The following is a 22975-nucleotide window of genomic DNA, read 5'->3' as shown; positions in this document are numbered from 1 at the left end:
AGTGCACGCGCGGGGAAGCGGTCCCTTCTCGTTGATGCTCCTACTCCCAGCTGCGGCCCACGGCTTGCCGTCGGGCTTAGCTGCCCTCGTCTCCCCGCGGATCCATGGGCAAGTCGGCCAGTTGGCACGCCAAACCAGCACGGCCACGGGTTGACCGGTGCAGCTCGTTCAGCTCTATCGGTCGACTGCTGCTGGTGGCTGCCAAGGCCGGCATGGCTAGTCCTGGATGGAGAACTGTTCCTTGAGCCAGTCGACGATCGTGCTGGTGTCGTACTCGTAGGCACTCCGGCCTACCATCAGATGCCTTCGCCCCAAGGGGGCGGGAGCCCCCTCGCGCTTCAAGCGCTTCGCGACCCAAGCATCGGAGCGCCCTGCCGCTTGGGCGATCTCGACGCGGATGCAGGTGTTGCCGACCTGCTGCGCCCACTGCTCAAGGTGGCCGGCGGTCAGTGGGCCCAAGCGCTTCCTTTCCCCCCGGAGCTCTCCCCGGTAGAAGCTCGCGACTTGAGCTGCGTCGTACTCGTACTCACCTTCGCCGTGCCCTTCTACTACCGGGTCGTTGTCGCGGCCTTTCGCGGTCAGGCGGTAGGTGACCCTCGGAGCCAGTTCTGCATCGCCTCGAGCGACCATGGCGGCGAAGTTGGTGCGTGAGACACCTGCCTTGACGATGTCGTCGATGAGCAACGATTGCGGATAGCACTCCTTGAGGAGTTCCCAGGCGAGATACTGCTTGGTTCCGACGCGAGGCGAGTTTCTGCGGCCCGCCGGAGTGAGTCGGTAGCGGATCTCCCGCGTGCGCTCGAGCATTCCGTCACGGGCGAGACGTTCGAGGGTGAGCTGCTTGATGTCGTGCTCGAGTAGCGCCTCTTCTGGAACCGTTTCCGACTGGCTTCGTTCGATGAACGTCTTCACTGTCCGCCACACGCTGCGTACTCCGACAGGCCTTGGGAAACCGTCACTAGACGCGGCTTTGTGGACTGCGGCGATGCTGACCTTGCGTAGGGCCGCGATCTCGCTGGCGGTCAGGCGGAGCCCAGGGGTAGCGGGAATCTCCCCGAGGGCGTCGGCGGCCTTGGGGCCGGGAGCGGTGCCAGCTTCGTCTGCAGAGAGTTTCGCGGCGATGTAGAAGGCACCGAACAGGTCACGATTGAAACGCCGGGCTCCGTGAGGCCCGTCGCGGTCGACCTCCGGGGGAAAACCTGGCCATGTCTGCCACCGCCGGACTGCGTCCACGTCCCGAAGGGTCACGTCCGCAATCTGCTGAAATGTGATGATCTCGGGCAGCGCACTGAGCCGCCGGGCGAACTGCTCGCTCAAGCTCGGGGTGCTGGACATGGCGCGCTCCGTCGGTCGGTTTGTCGTCTGGGAGCCGTGTACAGCTCCGTTCGGGCAGCGGGGGCTCAGCGCGCGGAAGCGGCTGATGCCAGTCCTGCGGCGAGCCACGGGCCTTTCCCTCGACACGCCCAGGCGAGATGCAATCTAGCTTGTCAGCGTGATCTGGTGCAATGAGGGGGCCGGCGCGCGCCGCAGCGCAGTCGGCACCACAGGGAGCCGACTGCAATGCCGATCATGCCGGGGAAATGCCACGCCCTGCGGACATAGAAGCGGGCTGCACTGTCTGCATCTGCTCCGTGCGCCCGCCGTTGCGAGGCGGGGGTGCGGTCCCGGCCGTGCGGGCAGCTCGCCTGGTCGCTTCGTCTGCCAGGCGGCGCGCGGCAGCGCAGACGTCCGGACGGTCTGTGACCTGCTGTGAGCGGGAAGTGTTCAGCGGTGGCTGTGGTGAAGTCGGCGTGGAGGCCGTCGGGGCCGATTGTCGCTCGTACGCGGCCGCCACGATGATGAAGAGTTCTGCCTGGGCAGCGGTTACTGGTGCGGTTGCAAGGTCCGTGGCCCGCCTGCGGAGGTGGTCCCCAAGCTCCTGGATGCTCGTGGGCCTTTGGGAGAGTGTCGTGGGGTAGCCGGCGATCCGGTTCCTGTCGTGGGGGATGAGTCCTTCGGGGGGTTCTCCGTGGTGGGCCTTGTAGCGGCTGTGCCAGCGCGCGCGGTTAAGGATCCACTCTTCTTGGAGGGCGTGTCGCTGTGCCCGTGGGAGACCGGGCGTGGCCAGCTGAGTTTCGATGATGCGCTGGGTGCTGGCGTAGATCTGGAGCCGTCGGTCACCGCGGGGCGCGAGCACGGGCTTGGCGGGTTGGGGGCGACTGCCGCGCAGGCGTTCTGTGAGCTGCTCGATACGTTGGCTGGCCGCGGGAGCACGCAGTCGGGCGGCGAGGTCCCTGAGCTGCTCCGCTGTGCGGACTAGGAGGTCGAGTGCTCTGGTCCAGAGCGTAGGGCGTTGGCTGGCGCGGATCCGGTTCAGCTGCGGCAGTGTCTGGTCGATCTGCGCGATGAGGGCGCTCAACTCGGTGCGGATCCGTGGTGGGGTGCGCGGTGAGTCGTTGATGGCCTCAATGTGGGTGTCGAGGTCCGCTCGGGCGCGGGTGAAGACCGGGGGAGGGCCTGGTCGGGCTGGCTTGGCTGCCTGTGCTGCGGGGGCGCCGGTTGACACATTCGCTGTGGAGGCGTTGGCGGTGCTTGCCGTAGCAGCGAGGGCTTCGAACAGTTCACGGAGGGCGCTGATGTGCCGATCGAGATGTTGGTCGCTCGTGCCTTCTTCCACCTTGGTCTGGACCGCGTCCTGCAGGACTTGTGTCTCCAGAATTACGTCACCGTTCGTCCCGGGTGGCTGTCCGGGCCCCTTCGGGCGTGCGGCCGTTTCCGCGCGCGGCGGCTCCGACCCGAGTTCGAAGGGCGCCTGGGGGCTGGTCTGAGGTCCTTCGGCGCCGGCGTCGGTGGTGGTTTGAAGGAATTCCGAGCGCGGTGGGGCGGGCTTGGGGCGTACTGTCGCCGGCGCTGGGTCGGGTGGCGTCGGCTCGGGCACTCCTTGGGCAGCATGGTGTTCAGTGGGCGGGGGGAGCGAGACGTCGGTGTCGAGATTGACACTGGTTGCGTCGGTGGTAGTGGTTACGGTGTGTCGCGATGCGATGCCGGTTCGGTCACCGTTTTGCGGGGCCTGACGCTGGGAGCCGACCTTGTCCTGACGGCTCTGGGGTTCAGGTCCGCCGTGGCTGCCGCCGTTGTCATGCGCGGGGCTGTCAGGGGCACCGTCATCTGCGTCGGTGGCGATCGCGCTGCCGGTGGCCGGGATAGCCAGTTGGGTCTCGTTGAAGGCGCCTGCTCCGCCATGGTCAGGTACGTCGGGGCGAGGTGTCGCGACGTCGGGGTCGCTGCTGGCCCTCGGCGGCCGGGATTCGTCCTCGTCTGCTTTTTCCGTCACCATTTCGTTAACCAGCGTGGCCTGGACCTCTTCCCGTGCGGTCTCCTTGGCTGGCTGCTGCGGACGAACGGGCGATGCTATGTCGAACAGGTTGACGATTACGGGTTCGGCGGCATGTGCCCATGTAGCGACCGCGTGCTCGAAGTCTGAGGCGGTGAGGCGGGAAAGGTCCGAGTCGGAGATGACCGCGATCGGGATGGAGGGTTTGGAGGTGTCGTCGGTTAGCCCCAGGTAGAGCCACCGGGAACCTATCTGGAGGTCGGCTACTTCCGGTGGTTCGGCGCTGACCATGTGGTAGATGGTGATCCCGTCGATGTCGCCGAGCACGGTGGGCACCGTGGGTGCTTGCTCGCTGCCGAGGGCCGAGCCGGCGAGCTCGTGCAGGGGAGCTTGCTGGGCTGGATCGGCTTCGGCCGTATCTCCGTTGTGAGGTACAGGAGGCTCTGAGGTGCCTGCGGCCGGGGGCGTGTCGTCGGGCGACGGTGCGCTGTGTTCTGCGGCAGGAGCGGCGGCTGTTGCCTCGGCGCGCGCTACCAGGTCTTGGCCGAGGGCCGTGAGGTAGGGCACGAGCGGCCTCGTCCCACTCGGCGTGTCGACCAGGATGTCCGGGGGCAGGGACTCGTTGCGGGCCGACTCCCAGAGGTCTCTGACCTGCTCCGGGAGGGTCGCGGCGGTAGCCGCATCGACGATTTCCTGGGCTCGGCGTTGCTTGTCTGGGTCAGGGAGAGATGAAGGAGCCGGCGCTATCCCGGTTTTTTGATCGACGGTTTCCTGCGGGGTTGTGGTGGGGCCTACTTCGGAGGCGGGTGCGCTCACTTGGGGGCGGTCCGCGCTGGTTTCGGTTGCGGCAGGTGGCTGGTCGGCGGGCGGCTGGCTGAGCTCGCTATCTGCGGCCGCCGGTGCGGGATCAGGAGGGGTGAGTTCTTGATCGTCGGAGATGAGCGGTCGCCGCAATGGCACGGGCGGGAGTTCTTCTGCGGACGCCGCAAATGGGCGGAGCCGGACCAGGAGGTCGGGCTGCTCGATGACCAGGTCCTCAGTCAGGGGGTGACGCTCCTGGTCTGCCGCTATCAGGCGAACCTGGCTGAGGCGGATCGAGTAGGTTTCGTCGTCGCGTCCCTTCAGCTTGGCTCGGATGCGGGATCCTGGTTCCCCCAGTTGTGGGTGTTCCAGGGATCGCTGCAGCTGAGGATCCAGATCCGCGGGGTCGAGTTCGACCCAGGTCCCTTCGGGGACGGCCCAGCCGGCCTGAACGTCTGCGTACGCCACTCCGTCGGCGGTGACTGGGCGTGTGGTGTCGCTCGGCACGGTCATGTTGCGGGCGAGGACGACCGTGTCATCCGTGTCGAGGACGAGTGTGACGAGTCCGCTCGGGCTGACGGTTCGGCTTCTGATGTCGAAGAGCCTGAGTTCGTCGTCCATCTCGAGCAGGATCAGTTCTCCCGCTTCCAGGTGGTCCGCCCACTGGTGGCCGGCGGGTGCCTGCGGTCGTCGCGTGCCTGCTTCGAACTTGAGGTATTCCGTCGCGGCGTGTGAGTCGGCGCGGCCGTGGGATCGGTCGAAGTGGGCGCGTTCTCTCAGCAGGGCAAGGTACAGCGGAGCGCCGTCCTCAGTGCGCCAGGTCTGTGCTGTCGCGGGGAATGTGGGAGACGCGAAGTCTATGGTGCCGGGTCCTCCATGGCAGAAGAGGGTCGTGAGGCGGTTCGCGAACTCCTCCGCCTGATGGGCGTCCGAGAATCCAGCGAGAGGCCACGGTGGCTCACCGTCGAAGCCGTAGACGTACTCGTTGGGCCAGATGACAGTCGCGGTGGTGGCAGGGAGGAGTTCCCAGCTGCGGTCGGTCTGCTGGTGCAGAGCGAACTGCCCACCGGCGACCAGTTGAAGTGTGCTGAGGTCGTGTACCTGCCGGCCTTGCGGTCCCTCGGCCCAGAGCTCTCGAAGAAGGCGCGTGGTAATGGGCCGCCCGTCGGCAGGAGCCGTTACTGCAGGGTGGGCTGTGGGGTGCGCGATGGTGACGTTCGCGGTGGGTTCGTGGGTGACCTTCCTGGTCCCGCCTCGCGGTCCCGCTAGTATGAATTCCAGTACGCTGCTGGCCCGCTTTCCTGAGCCGCGGGTGCGGCGCTCAATGGATGTGACCTCAAGGTACTCGGTGCGCTCCTTGCCTTTGGAACCGCGGGTCGCGGCCAGGCTGTCACCGAGGCGCACGTGTCGCGCGGGGAGGTGAGCGACGTCTTCGCCAGCTGCCTCCGACCTGTCCAAGTCCTCCCAGCGTGCCACGTCCTCTGGGTCTTGGATACTGGGGTACCGCTGGGTGTCCTGGCGGCTGATGAGTGCCGGATGAACTATCAACCGGCGGCCTTCTTCATCGAGCACGACTTGCCACTCGCCGGTCCCGAAGGGGGCGGGGGCTGCCCCGTCCGCTGTGATCGGGTGTGAGGTCGTCGCCTTGCCGGGAAGGGACCGGTGCAGGAGCAGACGGGTTCCGTCGGCATGGAGGAGTCGGCCGGGACGTAGCAGTGTGTCTGCTGGCCGTGCGTGCGGCACCGGTGTCCTGGAGTCCTCCAGCGGTGCGGTGGCTACAGCGGGAGACAAGTCTCCAAGGTTGAGCGGTGGGTGCATGCGCGGTCCCGAAGCTGCACCCTCGTCTACCAGCGGTTCGCTCGCATGAGTTCCGAGGGGATTCAGCGCAAAGTGGTTTGCGTCATCCAGGATCGCACTGTCTCGGTCGTCGGCACCGGGTGAACCGGCTTCGTCGGTGGTCGACCGGTCTTTGCCTTTGCCGGGTGTTCCGACCTCCGTGTCGCTGGGGCTGCCGTCTGCGTCAGCCTGGCCGGCGTTGGCCATGTCTGCTTGCGAGGTCTGCCGAGTGGGAGTGTCCGAGACTCGCGCGGTGTCTGTGCTCGTGTCGCTGGCTGCGGAGTCGTTGTCGGTCTGGCCCGGGCGCCGCCAGAGGTCCCACTGCTCCGGGGTGAACTTCTCCACCAGGCCGCGCTGCGGCATGGTGACAGTGTGGCGGATGCCGCGGTTCTCCCACTGCTGCCGGTCTTCGTTCCACTCCCGGCGCTCGTAGGAGATCTGGGTGCGGCTGAGTGACGTCGACGAAGCGCCCCAGAATGTGCCGTAGTACGGGGCGATCCGGTTGTTGACGCCGTCCTCGGCCTGGAAGGAGACCAGGTCGCCGTCCTGCAGATCCCATGGGTGGTACAAGGTGCCGCCGTTGGGGCCGTCGCCCTGTGGCTGCGGGGCGCGGTCGGGGAGTGCCTGCAGCGCCTCGTCAAGGACGGTACCGAGGTCGAGCATGCCAGCGCGGGCGACGTTCACCTGCGCGTGGTCGCCAAGAAGTTCCCGGGTCAGGCGCTGTGCGATGAAGTCGAGTTGCCTGCGGACGCGGCGCAGGTCCTCGCGGGCGTCGGCGGTCGGCGGGTTCCCGTTGCAGATGCCGTCCAGCGACTCCCGGATCTGCTCGTAGTCCTTGCGGATGCGGCGTACCGCGTCCTTGTCATGGCGGGACAGGCCGGCCAACGTCGGCAGCGGTGGGAGTTCAGGGAGCCGGTCCGCGACCATGCGTGCTGTCGCAGTCTCATCTTGCTCGAGAGCATTGTTGGCGGCAGTGACAGGCCTCGGAACCTCCCGTTGTGCAAGGCCGAACAGGGCGCCCTGCTCCTCCTGGCGCTTCGGCTGCTCGTCCCGCTTCGGGGCGGGTCGGGTCTCCTCAGCGGCCGGGGGCTCAGCAGCATCGGTCTTCGTGGCCTCGGTGGCCGTGACGGGTCTGGCATCGTCACCCGCGGAGGCCTCCGCCTGCTCCTCCAGGCGGGCGGCGAGGGCGGACAGCTTTTGGGCCTGTATATCGAGCTGCTGGCCAAGTTCGTGGAGGGGACGGCCGATGTGCCCCTCGTTGCGGGCGACGGGGCCGGCCTGGGCGAAGACACGCACGAGTGCATTCCGGGCCGCGGTCATCACCTCTGCATTGGACCGATAGGCCTCCGCTCCCCTGCCCCGAGGGGACACACGACTCATGACAGTGTGCAGACTGCGAAGCTCGGGTTGCGGTCCGTCCCCGTCAGGCCACTGAAGCGCCGCAGCGTCCTGAAGGGCCTGGTAACTCTCCGAAAGGTTGTGCATGTCCGCCAGCACGGTGTCGTGGCTGGTGTGCTCGCCGAATAGCGGAGCTACGTCCTTGGGCGGGCGGCGCTCCCGCGGGACCACGGAGAGACCAGTCCTGTGCAGCCGAGTGAAGCTGTTCTCGGCGCCGGTGACGACATCACGGGTGAAGAACGTGGTCGCTCCGCTTGGGTGACTGGCGTAGGCGACCGCAGTGACGGCCGCGCCCCTAGCGCCGCCCTCGACGATCAGGTCGCCGACCCGGACAGCCGTGACGCCGCGCAGTTCCGGGTACAGCTCCTTGCGGTGGCCAGCAGGAGTGAGCAGTACCTGTTCAGGCATAGCCTGCACGGCGATGTCCCCGGCGGCGACCTCGTCGCCTGCCGAGTCGCGGACCACGGCGTCGAGGAGGATCGCATGACCGTTCGTCCCCAGTGAGGCCCGGTAGCCAGGGTAAATATGGCCGCTGATCACCAAGGGACTGGGCAGTTCACGGTCGGCGAGTTCTGACGCGTCGATGTCGTCCAGTGTGAATGTGACCAAGCTGCCGGGCCACAAGGTGCCGCGGTGGACGGTACGGCTCTCGCTCGATGGCGGTGCTGGTGGTTTCGTGCTGTCCTCTTGGTCCGCACCGAACAGTCCGAGCTGTTCCGACTCGCCTGTCTCCTGGGAGACCAATCCTTCCCCTGCTTCGAGGACCTGCAGGGGGGTGCGATCGCCACTCGTCTCACTGCCGCCAGTTGCCAGTTCCTGCTCTATCAGCGAGGTGTTCTCGTCTTGGGTCTCCCCATCATCAGCGGATGATGGTGCTTTGGCGTCTTGGGTTCGCTTCGCTCCGTGATGCTGAAGGATTTCGTCGGGGGTGAGGTTCGCGGTGCCGTCGTTGTCGTGGCCGCTGACTACTGCGCTCGGGGCGGCAGCGTCCCGCTCCGTGCCGCGATTCCTCGGCTCGGAGGCGGCCTGCTCGATACGTTTGCCGTAGTTCCGGTAGGCCCGTGCCTCCTCCAGGGCGGACTCCAGCCCTTCGCCACCCTCCGGCGTCGAGTGTTGGGCGCGTGACAGCGCTTCGGTTTCTACAGGTTGCTGGCCTTCGGCTGGCTCGTCCTGGGCGTCTCCGGTGGGTTGCTCTTGGTCGTCGACCTGGTGTGGGTCGCCATGGCGTTCTCCGGCGCCGGCGGCCGCGTCGCCACCCTCACCCGGCTCGCCGTTTGACCCCTCGGGGGTAGCGACGGCCGCCGCGAGTATCTCGGCGACGCTCCCGTCCCGATCGGTGTCCCGCTTGGTCAAGGGCTCGGCGTACGCGTGGGCGTCCGATGGGGGCGTCTCCGGGTAATGGGCCCGGTGGTGCGCCAGGGCCAGCGCCTCACCGGCGGGGGCGCGGTGGGCATATTCGGCGACGTTGGCGCGCTCGGTCCAGCCGCACACACACCACGCCTCGACCCACGACCGTCCCGGTCCACCGAGGGTGACAGCCTCCCGGTGTGGCACCCCATCTGCAACCGCGCTGGCGTGAAGGCGGAGCCGTTCAAGCATCGGCGCCCATGCGGACATGTAGCCGTCGACGGCGGTGCAGGACGCGACCAGGGCTCCCGCCTCGTCCTCGACCAGGAGCGGCGCCAGATTGTTGGAGGCGTCGCGGCCTTCCCACGCCCTGCGAACCGTGTAGAGGGCGCCGGTTTCGGCGACGATTGTCCACGATCCGTCAGGGTGGTACTCGATCGCCTCTGACTCCCCCACCTCCGGCAGAATCCACAGCCCGGCGTCATACTGCATGCGGCGGGCGGCGGCGAACCCGGTCGCCAGGTCCTCGCCGGTCTGGGCGGCATGATCGGCGACGGCGGCCAGGGCCGCGTCCTTGCCCTCACCGGATCCGATGCTGATTACGTCCCACCGGCCCGACGGTTCTACGCCGTGCCAGTACGCCCGCCATATGATCCCCCGCGCGCCTTTGCCCTGGCAGTCGTGGGAAATCTCGTACTCGCCGACGGTTAGCCCGGGGCCGGTGACGGTGAACTCATACCAAGACGGCTCCCCGTCGCGGGTCTCCGGTGTGACGGTCAGTGCGTTGACGTCGATGACCACGGGCGCATCCTCGGCAGGCTCCGGCGCCGCGTCGCTACCCTCCACCCCCGAGCCGGCGAGTCCCGCGAGGGTTGCGACGGCCGCGCGGGCTGCCTCGTTCGCCGCTTCCACGTCCGCGCGGGCCTGGTCCTCCGTCGGCCCGTACCCGGCAGTTGCCGCGTCTTGGGCGGCCTCGACGGCGGCGTCGGCCCACTCCGACGCCTCCCCCGCTGCCTCCTCCGCCTTGGCGCGGTCTCCTGCCTCCAGGTGCCGGACTGTCTCTCTGCCTGCCGACTCCGCCCGGATCCGAGCCGAGAACGCGCGCCCGGCGGCGCCCTGTCCAGCTACCAGCGCGGCCCGGTCCTGGCGGGCCTCGGCTGCCTGCTCAGCCGCCCGCTTCTGCGCTTTCGAGTCCCCACCCGCAGCCTTCACCTCTGCGCGCGCTTCACGCTTGGCGCGGTCGTCACCGGCTTCGCACGCCTCGGCGATGATCTGATCGGCCAGAGCCTGAGCGGGCCACGGGGCGACCTCGCCGGCGTCCAGCGCGGCCGTCAGCATCTGTCCGGCAACCTCGGCGATCCGGTCGGGCCACTGCTCCCAGTGCAGAGCACACACCTTCGGATCCCCCTTGGCGAGGGCCTGCGCGAGGCTCTGAACGTCGCGGTAACCAGTGCGCCCGTCGCGGCCGTCCACCTCGTTCAGGAGCCGGTGAGACAGGCACCGCGCGCACACGGTGTAGTGGCCAAGCTCGTTCCCCTGGTCAGTGACCACGGCGACCGTGTACCGGGCACCTGACCTCTTCGCACTGCACTTGCCTACGTACGGCGCCGACGCATCGCAGTACGCGTCCGGTGTACCGGTCAGGTCGTCCGTGAGCTGGGCCACGATGCGGAGCCGCGCGTTCGGAATGGCGCCCTCGGCACGGTTCCAGATCTTCCACTCAGCAACGTACTGCCGGTTATCCGGGCCCTTCCGGGACCAGTCCTCGCCCGTGCGGCCCTGCGCACCCTCCGGGTCGGTCAGGTGCTCCCAGCCCCACCGGCACGACGCGATAAGCCCGATCGAGCCGAAGCGGTTGACCAGGTACACGCCCTCTTCAAGCTGGACGCGGTCCGTGGTCGTCGAGAACTGGGGGGTCTGCGCCGTCAGGTGCCCGTACCGGGCCCACAGGGAAGCGAACCGGGTACGGGTCGCCGAATCCTCACGGATCCGCGCCAACACGGCGCGAAGGGGCCGGTCCTCCAGGTTCGCGGACCACCAGTACGAGCCGTCAGCGTCGTGGCCGGCTTCCCACTGATCCTCATTCGGAGAGCCGTACGTCACGGGGCGCAGCCGGAACGTGTGCCCGCCCGCCGTCGTCAGGATCCAGCCAGCTGTCGGTTCCCGCCGGTCGGTGAACGACACGGGGGCGATCGTTTCGCCCTTGATGAGCGCCGCCCGAAGCAGTGCGCCGCGCCCGTCCGTCTCCGCGTCCCCGGCCGCCTCCTCGCCGCCCGTCTCGGCGTCCGCCTGGAGGTTGGCGTGCACCTCCGCCCCCGCCAGTCCGGCCGTCGTCATCAACGTCAGCTGACCCGACGGCCTTTCGGCGTCTGCCGCAGCCGCGACCATGCCATGTGCCCTCTCTACCTGTTCGACCGCCGGCTCCGTGCCGGGCATGGACTCGATCCGCTCGCGCTCCGCTTCCCGGGCCGCTTCGGCCTCCTGGGCGGCGGTCAGCGCGACGACCTCACGGGCGTACATGCGGATGAGCTTCTGGGCATCGGCCGCCCCGTGCGCGTGCCCGATGATCGGCGCCGCCGGACCAAACCGGCCACGGCGCGCCCGAACCTCCGTGATGTCGTGCACCGTGTTCGGGTAGCCGTCGCGCCACAGGGACTCATCTCGCCCGTTGTTGCTCACGGAGTAGAACCGGCCCCCGCACTCCCACACCCCGCGCTCACCCTCCACGGGCCGAACCGGGGAGCCTTTCGGCTGGCGCTTGCCCTTGGCCGCAAACTCGATCGCTTGTGTACGGGCCTCTACGGCCTCACGAGTCCACAGGGGCGACAGGTCTGCCGGCGCGCGCCCCTCCTCGACCTCCGGGTCGTCCAGGACCTCCGGCGCCCCCTCCTCGACGGGCGCGGACTGCGCCGCCTCCTGCCGCTTCGCGCGGCTGGCCTCGTACGCCTCGGCCGCCTGCCGGTCCAATGTCACAGGGATGCGGGTAGCGAAACCGACCCTGCCGTCTTCGGCCGTGACGAGGGTGCCGCGGGACCACTGGTCACGGTCGACCGAGGCGGCCAGGCCGCGGGCGGCCAACGCGTCGTCAATATCCCAGTCGGTCAGGTCAGCCATGCCGGACGGCTGCTCACCCTTGAGGCCACGGGAGCGCAGCGGGAAGTACCCCGCGTGCACGGCGCCGCACTGACAGACGACGCGGCCAACGACGCCGGGCGACTGGTGAAACGCGATCACCTCGACGACGGCGGCGACCTGCCCGGCGACGTCCGCCGCGCATGCCGTCTGCCGGGCCTCCTCGGCCCTCGTGGCGTCCTCGAACGCGCAGCCGTACAGGTTCAACGTCTCTTCACGCCCCGACTCGGCACGCTGGGCCGCGTCTTCCATTCGTACGCACTCGGCCACGAAGTCCGCGAGCCGCCCGGCTTCCCGGTAGGTCTCCGCCGACTCCGCGTAGTGGTCGGCGTCGCGCTTCGCACGGTGGACATCGTCGTACGCCTCACGGCAGAACCGAACGGCCGACCACACATCATCCGCCAGCGCGTCAGACTCTCGTACGCGCTCCCCACATGCCTCGGCCCGCTCCACATCCCCGGCCGCGAGCACCGACGCCTCATGCACCCGCACACGGGCCGTGGTGAACCGTTCGACGGCCGCCGCCCACTGCTCCGCCTCGCGCCCCGACGCCCGGCGCGCCTCCCTGGCGGCCGTCAGGCCGGCAAGCCCTTCGGCGTCCGCATCCCTGATCTCCTCGGCCCGCTCAGCTGCGTACTTCCGGTCCCAGACAAGGGCGTTCCGGAAGTGCTCCACACCCGCATAGGCCCGCGCCGCCGTCTCGTACGCCTCCCACAGCTCCGGCGCATGCGCGGCGAACCCGGCCGCGCGGGGGCGGTAGTGGTCGCCGTGTGGGTGCCTGACCCACTCGGCAAGGTGCTTGCGCTCGTTCGCCGTGGCAAACCCCTCCGGGTTCCGGCGCACGGCCGCGATGTCGGCGAGGAGGGCACGCGTACCCCGGCCCATCGGGGACACGTCGTCATCGTCCGGGGCCGCGATGTGCTCACCGACTGCCAGGGCGAACGCCACGGCCGCCGCGTCCTGCCGATCGCTCGCCATGTTCGAGGCTGACGTGTACCGCGACGGGAACGACACCTGTCGGCCGTCCGAGCGTGCAGCCTTTTCGGCCCTCCATGCGTCGTACTGCGCGACCATCGACAGGGACGCGTCACCCCGGGGAGCGTGGGCTACGCCGTTGTTGTCTGTGTAGCCATCGAACCAAGCAGCCCAGTCGCGTTCCGAGTCCTCGAGCATGTAGATCAGGGAGCCGTACCCGCGGGCCGTCGGCGTACGGCCTTCGGTCGCCAGACGCTCACGCCATGCCTCCTCTTCCGCATTCAGCCGGTCCTGAGCTTCCGCGATCACGGGGGCAGCGAGTTCTTCGCACTCCGCGCGGTCGACGGCGCCCGCGATCGTTTCGGCCGCGTCGGTCACCCGCTTAGTGGCGAGGACGATCACGCGCCGCCAGGCAGCGCACCCGCGCGCATCCTCGCCGTTGGAGTCGGCGAGCCACGCCCGGGCGGCCTTGACGGCGTCGACGGCGCGCCGCTCCGCATCCGCCGCTTCCCGGTAGGCGGCCCCCGCTATCTCGACGGCCCGACGGCCGACCGGCCCCGTACCGTCCAGCGCGTTGTACGCATCGCGGACGTCCGCCAGACCGGCCGTGATCTTCGCACCCGCCGTGTTCATCTCACGTACCCAGGTAGCGGCATCCCGCCCCCACACGGTCCGGCCGGACTCTTCCGCTTCACGGCTCACGGGCACCTGAGCAGCAACGGCCGACCGGACAGCCTTGAAACCGGCTGACGACGCCGACGACATGAAGCCGCCCTTGTCTTCCGACCACGCCACCACGTGCTCTTCCTCCTCCACCCCCTTGGGCACCATCACAAGCCCCGTGATCACGATCCGGCGCACCCATGCGCGGCCCGTCCAATGCCGCTCCGCGCGAACGTCCCAACCCCGTTCGGCCGCCTCATGGAAGAGCACACCAGCATTACGCGGCATGCCCGCCAACACCTGAGCGGACGTCTCCGTCGGCTCCCCGCCGGTCGACTCCTCGGCCGGCGTGTCGCCCGCGGTGGGCTGCTGATCGTCCGGCCCGCTCGGAGGCGCTGGCTGCCCAGCGGCCCCCAGGTGTTCTGCAGGGCCGTCAGTGTCCCCGCGGATGGGGTCTGCCGCGAGCTGCTCGACGGCGACGTTATCCGTCTTGGGTTCAGGTTCCTTCTGCAGATCCGGGGAGGGGACGGGTTCGTGCCGCACCGAGTCTTCCGAGTGGGTAAACACTTGGCCATGCACCGCGTGATCGATGCCCGCCGCAGTGAGCGCGGCGAGCAGCTCACGGACCGCCTGGTGTTGCTCATCCTCGGACTGGTCTGTTCTCGGCCGCCACACTCCCTCCGGTACGGCATCGCGATCCCACCAAAACCGCTGCTCCCGCAGCACATCCCCGGCCTTGCGCCTGCGGTAGGTGTTGAAGACGGCGTATCCCGTCTCCGGATCATGGGCGACGACGACTCTGCCCGTGGGAACAGCGGCAGCCAGGCGCCACTGAGGCGCATCGGGCAGCGCGAAGCGGGAGTGGGGGGCAGCCAGGATGTTCGCCAGGTCGATGCCGTGCGGCTCTACCCCTTGCCGCACGTCGGGCACACCCAACGCAAGATCCATCAGGTGCCGGTGCAGGGCATGCCGATCCTCGCTCACGTCCCGCATGGTGATCACGCGGCCCTGTTCGGAGATGCCACCGGCCCGGTCCGCTCGGCGCCCGATGTCGTCCATGAGGCGTTGATAGGGAGTGTCGGAGGCGTAGCGGCCTTCGCCGAGGGCCATTTCACTGGAGAGGTAGGAGACTGCGTCGGAACCACTGAGCCCGACCACTTCGAGCAGGGGTTCGTAGTGCCGTAGCACCGCTGCGGCGTTGAGATCGGCAGTGCGTGCGGCACTGCGCCATTCAGCGGCCGCAAGTCCTCTCTCGTCGACGATCCCCGTATCCGAGGCGGCGGCCGCCGCCTCGGACTGCACTTCCTCCACGGTCATCTGCACGTCCTCAACGCCGGTGGACGCGGTGTCCGTCTCGGGCGGGGGTTCCTCCTGCGGTGCCGGAGCGGGGACGCGATCAGGGCGGGTCAGGCCGAAAGACTCGAACAGGTCCACCGTGCCTAGCCCGTCTCCGTTCGAAGCGGGAGCGTCCTGGGACGGACTTTCTTCCGGGGCGTCCTCGTGCTGTTGCTCCCGCCCGTCGTCCTGCGAGGTTGCGCTCGTGTCCGTGCCGTCCGGCTGATCCGTTGTTGTTTCCTGCCCGACGGGCTTCTCGGCGGCGCTGGCGGAAGCCCCCTGATCAGCCTGGGCTTCTTCGTTGGTCTGCCCTCTCGAGACGTCGGCGTCGATGGGCTTGTCCAAAACCGTGGTGCCCTCTGGCGCTTTCGGTGCGTTGACCGGCGGCCGGTGCCCGCGTGCCACCACGTATGGCACCGAACGGTCGGAGTGGTCCACTCGCTCACTGACCCACGGCCGGCCGGCGCCCATGCCGTTGACGGCCGTACCTGAGACCTCGCACCACCCGCCATGGGCGAGCCTGACGGACTCCACCCGCAGCCACACGGCCGAACCGGGGACCTTGACCTCAGCGCCCATGGTGAGCTGGCCACGGGCGTCCCCCGTGATCTCCCACATGCTCACCCCGTGTTCGTCGGTGCTGACGGCCTTGACCTCCGGCACGGGCACAGGCTTCAGCGGGGCGCCGTCTTGAATCAGGGATTCGCCGGTCGACGCAGCGGCCGCGGTCACCGCGGGGTGCTCCACGGGCGCCGCACCGCCGTCGGCCAGGGCGCCCCCCTCGCCCTCCCACCCCTCCATGCTCCCGGGGTCCGACACCCCGGCGGGAGGGGGTGCCGACCACTCCGGCGTGCGCACGCCGAGTGTCCCCGGCTCCGCTTTGTGCTGCACCGTGGACAGGAGCGACGGTTCCTGATGAGTACCCGAGCGCCCGACCTTGATCGGCGCCGACCACAGCAACGCCCGCTTGGCCGTCACCCGCCGTCCGGACACCCAGGCCCCCGATTGGCCCTCATTCCATACCCCGTCAATCCACACTGCGCGCAGCTCGTACGGCAGCGGCTCACCGTTCTTGATCGCCACCCCCGCCACCCGCACCGCGACCGTGCCCCCGTCGCGCTGCATTGCCACGGTCCACCCGTTGGCCATGGACACTTCTGCGAGGCTTACGGCAGCCATGGGCAGCCACACCCCTGGGGCCGTCTCGGTCTCCGCCACGACGTCCCCCACCGTGTCCCACGTCGCCAGGGTCTCGGCATCCAACGGCGTTCCGGCCTCCGGGACCTTCGGCGCCTTCCAGGGCTTGGCGTTCAGCCCTTTGGACGCGTTCACGATGGCGCGCCGCAGGTCCGTGTCCGGGCCGTGGCCACCCATGCGGTTACGGCCGGGAACGTCCTTTGCCGTCAGGGGTCGTCGCTCATCCCGCGCGGCCACAGCGTCCCCGAGCACATCGACGAATGCCGCGTACCCCGTGATCTGATCCGCCGGTACTCCCCCCGGAATCTGCTCTACGTCGTGCGACGCGTCCCACGGCAGCGTGAACACCATCGCCGCCTCGCCGTCTTCGGACAGCCACGCGCCACGACCGGCCTGGACCTCCCCCGCATGCAATCGCGCCAGGTGTGCACCTACCGCCGCTACGCGTTCCCCCGCCAGCCCCTGCTCCGTCACGATCGCGGACTCTTCCCGCTCCAGAGCGCGCACTGTATCCCGCGCGTTCCACGCCGCACGGTCGGCAGCAAGCGCCACGTCGTGCGCGTGCGCACGCCAGTCACCCGCCTGCTCTGCGCTGAGCCACACGTGATCCCCGAGCACACCCGCGCTAAGGCGCGCCTCCCGCTCCACCTCCCGCATGTCCGCCAGCCAGGCGGCACGCTCGCGCGCGATGAACTCGGCCGACTCGACACGATCCCGCGCCGCCGCAAGCTCCCCCCTCACCGTGCGCAACCGCACGTCACGCGACAGGCGCACGGTTCCCTCATACGGACCGCGGAACGCAACGGGGAACACGCCGCCCCCCTTGCCGTGGCAGATCAGCAGCGGCCGACCCTCGCCCTCCAGGACGCCGCCCTCAGACTCCCACGCATCCACTCCGCCCGGATCCGACACAACGTCAGCCGCGTACGCGACTGGAGCGCCTTGCTCCACCCGAACCGCGTCTCGGATCCACCCGGTCGGCAGCACCGTGTCAGCGCACTGCCCGCACAGCAGACGCCCATCGGCCACGGCCCACATGTCGGGAGCGTCCGACCGTATGCAGCGCGCGCAGCATCCCGGGACAGGAGTCCGCCCCTCCATCACGTCCCGGTCCATCGCCGGCACACGGTGCAGCCCTACCACCGCCGCCCACTCCGCGACCGGCGCCCCGTCGCCTTGGTCGGCATGCTCGTACGTACGCCGCACCGCATCCGCGCCGAGCATCCCCGACCCGCCCAAGTGACTGTGGGAGTCCTCACCCGCCCGCGAAGCGATCCCCCGATCCATCGTTTCCCCGTGCGTCGCAACCCGCGCCGTCTGGGGACCTTCGCCCTGGTCCGCCTCAGGGGCCGTCGTCACGAGTTCCGCCGTACGCACCACCTTGCGGAACTCCGGCCACATCAAAGGCCGGTCCATGCGTGTGCTACCGACCCGCTTGACCGCCCGATGAAACTTCGGCCTGCCCGTCCACATGCCCGTGTAGACCACCGTCACCGGTTCCCCGGTCGACACAGCCACCTCACCCGACAGCGACAAGGCCCACCCGAGCCCTTCACGGCCCGTCATCGAGCGGCCCACCTTGACCGACCAGCCACGCCCGGCAGCCTCACGAGCAAGCGTGACCAGGTCGACCGGAGCGGATGACTCCGGCGCGTCCTGATGCCACTCGATCTTCGACAGAGCCCTGTCCGCCACCGCCATTCCGCCTGCCACGGCGTCCGTGTCGATGGCAGACGCTTCCGTGGACACGGCCGGAGCAACCGGCGGCGGATCGTTCACTGCAGCGTCACTCTGGGGTACCGCAACGACCGGCCGCACCTGGTCAGCGTCCGCCGCCCTCAGGGTGTGCTCGCGCGTTTCGCCCGACCGGTGCGCGTCGTACGCCTCGACCGCTTCACGCGCCGACACGAGCGCGGGCAGCACCTCACGACGGATCATGTCCGCGGCGTCCGAGGTGCCTTCCGCCTCGGCAGCGCGGGTCATGAGTGTGTTCACTTCACGCGTCGCTGACTCGGCCAGCTCGCGCGCGAGGGCGGCACCGTGTGCCACGTGCTCACGCTCCATGCGGTCCACCGACCACAGTCGAGAGATCTCGTCACGGTGGGCCCGGCACTCGGCCATGACGGCCGCGTATGCCTCAGCTGCCGCCGATTCGGTCGCGGACCAGATCCGCCATGCTGCCGCGTAGTCCCCCAGCCACAGCACGTCACTGTCCGCCACCCACTCGCCGAACCGTTCAGCCTGCTGCGCCGTCGCGCGCTCCCACCGGCGTGCGTATTCGGCAGCGTCTGCCGCGTACTCAGCTCGCTGGGCCGCGTCCGCCGCTTCAAGTTCCGCGCGTTCCGCTGCCTCTGCCACGGGGTCCACTTGCCGGACCCGAGCCTGAGACAGGACGCGCTGGTAGTCCTCCAGCGTCACGTAGCCGGTCAGGATCCGGCCGCCGAACTCCACCCCGGAACGCTCGGTATCGAACGTCCAGCGCTTACGCCCGTCCTGCTGCGTCCACATCAGGGAGAGAACGACAAGCGACTCCCCGCCTTGTCGGCTGTCGTGCGCCGTGCCGGATGCCTCGCACTCCCACACGCCGAGCGAGGATTCACCGTCCCCAGCGTCGATGCTTCCGGCTCTCAGCGCAACGGCCCATCCGGCAGTCTCCGCCTCACGCGCGAACTTGACCATGGCGGGCGGAACACCCTTGCGCCCCACATTGGACGTGTCCCACTGACCGTAGGCGCCCACCCACCAGGACCGGTCAATTGCCTGGCACGCCGGAGGGGTCACGCGGGTGACGAACCCGGGTTGGGACCGTTCCTCTGGTGTGCCGGCTGGTGGCACGAGGTGGCCCGCGCTCGTGTTCCCCTCTCCAGGTTCAATCTGCGTTGGGGAGCTCACGTTGCACCGCCGCGCCTCTGTCCGGCGTTGACCAGCTCACGCTCACTGGAAGTACGGGTTGACGGGGACGGAAGTGTTACGAGCAGCGGCATGTCAGCTCCGGATTTCAGCGGCCGGGTGTCCGGCGTCCCGGGCCGGGCATGCCTGGTGCCGGGGGTTCATGGCGCGGCGCTTGGGCAGTTGGGCGCCGCATGTCGGTGGCTGTGGCCTGCTCAGTGATCTGGTGGCTCCTTTCTCGCGACAGAAGCACTGCCGCGCTTCCCAGGAGTGCGTTGCGCAGTGCCTCCGCTGCACGGTCTTGTTCTCTAAGGAGACGGGGGTGCGAGCTGCTGCCATGCGCTCGAATGGCGGCTGCGGTCGTCTCGGCAAGGCGGTCGAGCATCGCGCTGGCGGAGTTCTGGCCAGGTGCCGTGGCGGGGTCCAAGGCAGGCAAGACCGCATCGAGAACTGCCGAGCCCGCCGTCCGCCCCGTCGTTCGGGTCGGGTCGGTGGCGCGGCGCAGGATCTCTGCAGCCTCAGCGGCTCCTGTGCTGGGGTTCGCCAGAGCGCATATCGTCAAGGCCGTCGTGAGACGAGGGTTGGTCTCGGGGAGCCGCAGTGATCCCGCCGATTCGGCAGCTGCGGCCGGGAAGAGCTGTTCGGTCAGTTCACGGAGGAGGACTGCCGCCTGGGCTGCAGCCTCGGTGTCGTGAGGGGCGGCTGCCTGCACGACCGCCCAGTCCGCGAGGAGGTGCTCGTGACCTCGTGCGGCCGAGATGGCTGTGGGGACTGTCTTGGCCATGGCAAGTGCCTGAAGCTCGCCTCTGAACGCCTGCGAGGCTTCCCAGTTGCCGGCGTGTGCCCGAGCCCTTCCGACGCTAGGCTGCAGCGCTGGCTGAGCAAGGCGCATCCACGCTCGGGCCGCTCGCTGCCAGTGCCCCGCATCGGGCACCTCGCTTCCGGGCAGTCTGGCCAGAAGCCAGCCCGCCTCGGCGATGAACAGTGGATGGTCTGCTGGGGCCGGACCGGTGTAGCCCTGGCCGCCGCACCCAGTGCAGGGGTCCTCTGCTTGGTCGTTGGGACCCTCTCCTGTGGGGACGACATCATTGTGCGCGGCGTGGCCGCCGCTGCCCATGCAGTCGGTGCAGGGAGCGATGCCGGCTTCTGCACGGGCCATGGCCAGCAGGCTCCGTGGATCGGCGAGCATCGTAAGGCTGGCGTCCGTACCGGCAGACCGGATTTCCGCCACGAGCGTTGGTGCGGGGCCGGAGGGGCGGTCGGCGGCAAGCCACCACTGCGCGGCTTCCAGGGGGGACCGGGTCTCTTCCTTGTCCGGCAGGACGTAGACGATCAGGCCGTCGTCGCTCACTCTCGACCCTCCATGGCCGCCTCGAAATTCGACGGGATTGGCGTCGGGGCCGGCTGCTCACTCGTCCGGCCGACGCGACTGGTGGCACGGGCGGCCGTGATGCGCGCCTGCTGGCACCTTCGCCGCTCGAGGCGCGTGTAATGCTCGTCGATCAACGCCGTACGCATCTGCTCGGTGCTGACGGCGGTCTCTCTACCCGCCTCTGCAGCCGCATGCAGTTTGTGCGCCGACGTGGAGCGTGAGTCTGAGGCGTTCCAGCCTGCCCCAAGCCGACAGGCTGGGGCTCCGCTCAGGAGGAGTTGAGTTGCTCCAAGCTCTGCTTCCCGACCGCTGCCGGCCTGAGACAGCCTGGAGGAAGACATGCCCTGGTCTCGCACTGACAGCGTCAAATGTTCTCCCCCCTTCGATGGCTGCGGGGCACGGTGGCCCTTGAAGCGCAGGACTCAGCACAGGCGAAGGGAGCTCAGGCTCAGCAGCTCCCTCACCGACTGTCCCAGGGCTTCCAGTAAGGAAGGACGTGCATCCCGTGAGGTGGGCAGATTCTGCTCAGCACTCCCGCCTGACGGAGCAACCCCAATCGGTGTTCCCGCAGGGCGGGAGTGGATGTAAAGACCCCATATAGACGACCGCCCTGCCCTAACGATGGCGACCTCAGGGTCGCGTAGGACACGAGTTGCTGACGGCGGCGCCGAGGAACTTGAGTTCGGCGATGGAGTCGATGTTGGGGCCGATCCGGGCGGCGGTGGCGAGGGTGGCCGCGCTGAGCAGGGAGGGGGCCATCGCGGCGCCGGTGATCACGGTCAGGGACGGCAGGGCCTGCTGGAGGCGGTCCATCGCGGGCCCGGGGGCGAACAGCGGGGCCAGGACGCCGCGGGTGGCATACAGGCCCACGGCCGTCAGCGCGCCGACCGCGATCTGGAGGGGCGCGGCCGGCCTCCTGCAGCCCGCCCACCGGCCCGCGTAGACGCTGGAGGTGAACGCGGTCTTCGTCCGCCGGTTCAGCAGGAAGGCCGGGACGGAGCCGGTGAACGCGGCGCGGGCCAGGGGCTTGAAGTCGCCCGGCCGGGTCCGCTGCCAGCCGGGGATCGCGTGACAGGCGTCGATGACGGTGGTGTCCAGGAACGGGGCGTGCACGGGGACACCCCATAGGTGGCGGACGAGGGCGTCGTAGGTGGCGTGCCCGTCACCCATCAGGTCCAGAGCGAGCCGCTCGTGCACCTGCCCGGGCCCGGCGTGCGGGTCGGCCTCCTCGACGCGGGCCGTGCTCCTGCGTGGTCAGGCCGCGATGGCGGTCCTGATCTGGTCGCGGAGGTCGGCTGCTTCTGGGGTGTCGGCGTAGGGTTCGGCTTCGTCGTGCAGTTCGCCCAGGCGGTCTCCGACTCGCGTGCTGCCGATGGCCCCGAAGAGGGTGAGAGCTGTGTGGGTCTCTTGGCGGGCGCCGGCGACTTCTCCGACGGTGAGGTGGGTACGGGCGAGGCCGAGGTGGTCGAATGCCTTGCTGCGTACGCGGTGTTCGGGGCGGAGTTGGAGTGCCCTGCCCAGGAGGTGCAGGGAGCGTTCGGCGTGCCGGGCCCGCCGGGGGCCGTCGTCGTGTTTGGCCGCGATCTGGTGGGCGATGCCGACGGTGGCGGAGAGTTCCGCCTCGTCGAAGAAGGTCATGTGGGCGGGTTCCTGCTGGGGGTCGATCGCGGTGAAGAGTTCTTCGGCGGTTCCGGCGGCGCGTTCGCTTTCGCTGCTCTGGCCGAGGATGGCGTGGAAGCGGGCTTCCAGGGCGGCGAGCATCGAGCGTGTGGCGGCGGTGGCCTGGCGGCGGGCGCCGTACTGGGCGAGGGAGACGAGGTCGAGGGCTTCGTCGTAGTGGCCCAGGTGGGACATCTGCCGGGCCATGCACTGCAGGATGTGTGCTCCGAGGGCTTTGTCGCCGGCTTCGCTCGCGGCGTGCAGTGCGACGATGAAGATGCGCTGGGCCTGTTGGTGCATGCCGGCGTCGAAGGTCATCCACCCCGCGACGGAGCCGAGGTCGGCGACGGCGGAGAACAGGGCCCGGCCGGTGGTCTCGTCGTAGGAGGCGGTGTTCAGGAGGGTGTTGGCGTCGGCCATCTGTGCGATGACGGCCTTGCGGGAGAGGATGCCGCCGTGGCGGTTGTCGGCGTCGCGGAACATGTTGGTGACGGCGCGGATGCCCTCGATGTCGCTCGCTCCCAGACGGCCGCCGTCGCGCGCGACGAGGGCCGAGGGGGTGGCGGTGGCCCACGGCTGAAGGGGGCCGAGGAGTTCTTGGCCTGTGTGGACGGCGTGGGCGTCGTCGCTGTGACGGCTGTGAGGGACCATCATCTCGCTCCGGGAGAGGTGTGCGATCGCGGCAATGGTGGCGGCGGGCTGCCAGGGAAGGTTCAGGTCTGCGGCTACGGGCGTCGTTCGGTCGGGCATGCCGATGTCGGCGCAGGTGACGGGCAGGCCCGTGCACTGGGCGAGGTGGTCGGCGATGAGCTGGGGGACGGGGTGGCGGGGGATTTCGCCGTTTCTCCAGGCCCGTACGCGGCCTTCGCTGGGGCTGATGCCCCGCTCGCCGGCCGCGAGCGCGCGGGCCGTGACGCCGCGGGCGAGCGCGGCGTTGGAGAGTCCTGCTCGTTCGATCCAGTGGTGTAACAGGGCGTTGGGCTCTTTCGCGGTGCGGGGCGTGGGTGCCATCCGTCCTCCAGGAGTGCCGTCCAACCTCTCAGCGTAGAAGAGCGGCC

5 protein-coding genes are annotated in these 22975 nt (G+C 69.1%); all 5 read right to left on the bottom strand.

Annotation, left to right across the window (positions count from 1 at the left end):
• Positions 1 to 216 precede the first annotated feature (216 nt).
• Positions 217 to 1335 (bottom strand): hypothetical protein, encoded by a 1119-nt coding sequence (locus ACFYOJ_RS27660; protein WP_356555847.1) that lies wholly within the window; start codon positions 1333 to 1335, stop codon positions 217 to 219.
• 232 nt (positions 1336 to 1567) lie between these two features.
• Entirely contained in the window at positions 1568 to 18676 is a 17109-nt protein-coding gene (locus tag ACFYOJ_RS27655; RefSeq protein ID WP_356555849.1) for a hypothetical protein, read from the bottom strand.
• 319 nt (positions 18677 to 18995) lie between these two features.
• Positions 18996 to 20237, bottom strand: coding sequence for a hypothetical protein (locus ACFYOJ_RS27650; RefSeq protein WP_356555851.1), 1242 nt, complete (start codon positions 20235 to 20237; stop codon positions 18996 to 18998).
• Between the two features lie 651 nt (positions 20238 to 20888).
• Positions 20889 to 21455: an asparagine synthase-related protein gene (locus ACFYOJ_RS27645; RefSeq protein WP_388598134.1), complete on the bottom strand. Its 567-nt coding sequence runs from the start codon at positions 21453 to 21455 to the stop codon at positions 20889 to 20891.
• 57 nt (positions 21456 to 21512) lie between these two features.
• Positions 21513 to 22928 (bottom strand): transcriptional regulator, encoded by a 1416-nt coding sequence (locus ACFYOJ_RS27640; protein ID WP_356555855.1) that lies wholly within the window; start codon positions 22926 to 22928, stop codon positions 21513 to 21515.
• Between the last annotated feature and the right edge of the window lie 47 nt (positions 22929 to 22975).

This window comes from Streptomyces sp. NPDC006384 (assembly GCF_042870695.1).
Taxonomy (GTDB): domain Bacteria; phylum Actinomycetota; class Actinomycetes; order Streptomycetales; family Streptomycetaceae; genus Streptomyces.
Note: the sequence above shows the minus strand (reverse complement) of the source record. Positions and strands in the feature narration are given on the sequence as shown.